The organism is Vibrio sp. 1249-1 (assembly GCF_033340495.1).
Map to the genome: position 1 here is coordinate 1 of NZ_JAWOWJ010000045.1, position 1,865 is coordinate 1,865.

At 47.2% G+C, this 1,865-nt stretch carries 1 protein-coding gene; it reads right to left on the reverse strand.

Annotation, left to right across the window (positions count from 1 at the left end):
- Positions 1-155 precede the first annotated feature (155 nt).
- The coding region (locus R7Z50_RS24080) for a lysophospholipid acyltransferase family protein (protein WP_318149295.1) at positions 156-1,865 on the reverse strand (1,710 nt) is incomplete at its 5' end.

The following is a 1,865-nucleotide window of genomic DNA, read 5'->3' on the forward strand; positions in this document are numbered from 1 at the left end:
TGTGGATTAAAGCTGGAGATGAGTGGCCTTTTTGCGATGAGTTTAACTAAACACTTTGTTTTTAATGTTTTATGAGCAAATAACGTATCACGCTGCACACGTTTTGTTTAGAGCGATTTGAGCAGCGCGATACCTCCTACGTTTGTAGACGACGGTTAATTGTTCATAGCTAAATACTCGCGCGCGTTTTCACTGCCCATATAACGTGCCAGCGTTTTCTCAGGTACATCGCGTAAATCCACCATAATCAATCCATCCAGTGCGTTGTTAAACGCCGGATCGACGTTAAAACACACCAACTTACCATTCAAACTCAAATATTGGCGCAGTAATACCGGGACGCCTTTGCCTTCATCAATTCGAGCGATCACGCGAGATAGCAATTGTAAATCTCCCAATGCGGTTAGCATGCTGGTATTCCAGTTTAAGTTGGTTTCTGGCAGTGGGTTTGACGGAGTGACGTATTCGGCGCAGTCGTTGTCGTAGTGGTGTAGGGTCATCGATGGTGCCAGCAACTGACGCGCGGTATGGCTGTAATCGTTGCTGATGCTCACTGGGCCAAACAAGTGTGTGTATTCGGGATGTTGATGGACAAAAGTCGCTATGCCTTTCCAGAGTAAGAGTAGGGCACTCATGCTTTTTTGATATTGCTCGGCAATCACAGAACGCCCCATTTCAATCGACTTACCCATTTGATCGAGAAAGCGTTGGTCATAGTTGAACAAGGTGCGCGAATACAATCCTTCTACGCCATATTTCGCCAATAATTGATCAACTAATCCAAGACGGTAAGCACCTACCATGCATTGGTTCTCACGATCCCACACAAACAGGTGCAGGTAATCATGATCGAAATGATCGATGTCTATCGCTTGTCCGGTCCCTTCGCCAACTTGACGGAAATTATGTTCTCGCAAGCGGCCAATTTCATGCAGGAGAGATGGGATCTGCTGCGCACTGGCGCAGTACACGTCGAACTCGCCACTTTGAAGCAGTTGGGTTTCTGCCGGTAAGCTGTGCAGCTCTTCAAGCAATTGGCCTATGGGTAACCCTGCTGCAATAGGTAAGAGATCATTGTCTGAGACCGTTTGCTGAGTGGCACTTACATCGCGGTTAAGCAGGTAGGTGTTAAGCCTCAGATAATTGACGATCTGATCATCGTTGAGGTTATTGAGTTCTTTAAACTTGATTGCTTGCCCAAAGGACAACTCAATGGTTTTTGCGCTCTTGTTGAGTAGCTCTCTTCCTAACATCAAGGTGCGTAAAAGAGGGTGGATTTTACCTGCCATGTAGAAGCGTTTTGAGTTCTGCCCACGAATGAAGACGGGAACAGTGACGGCTTTGTTCTTACGAATTAACGCGCTGACACTGCGGCTCCATTCTTTGTCTTCTAAACGCTGTTGTTTGGCATCCACCAACTGCGACACTTCACCCGCAGGGAAAACCAATAACAAGCCGCCATTCGCAAGGTGTTTGTTGGCTGCTCTAAGTGCCTTCATGTTCGACTTGACCGCATCTTTGCCCTCGAATACGTCGACACCAATAAAAAGTTGGTCGAGCTCTGGCACGGTTTTCAGGTACTGATTCGCTAAAATTTGGATATCGTCTCGTACCATCAACAGTAGTTCGGCGAGAATCACGCCTTCAACACAGCCGAGAGGGTGATTCGCCACAATGACGGTTGCGCCTTGCTTTGGCACTGAGTCGAGCGAACCATGGGCAATGCGATAGTCGATACCCAAAATATCCAGTGTGAATCGCAAGAAAGTTTTGGTATCCGTATTCACGGGGCGTTGGGCGTAGAATTTATCGAGCTGACTTAAACCCGTAGCCCATTCTGCAACGTTTTCACCAATGCCAAACGG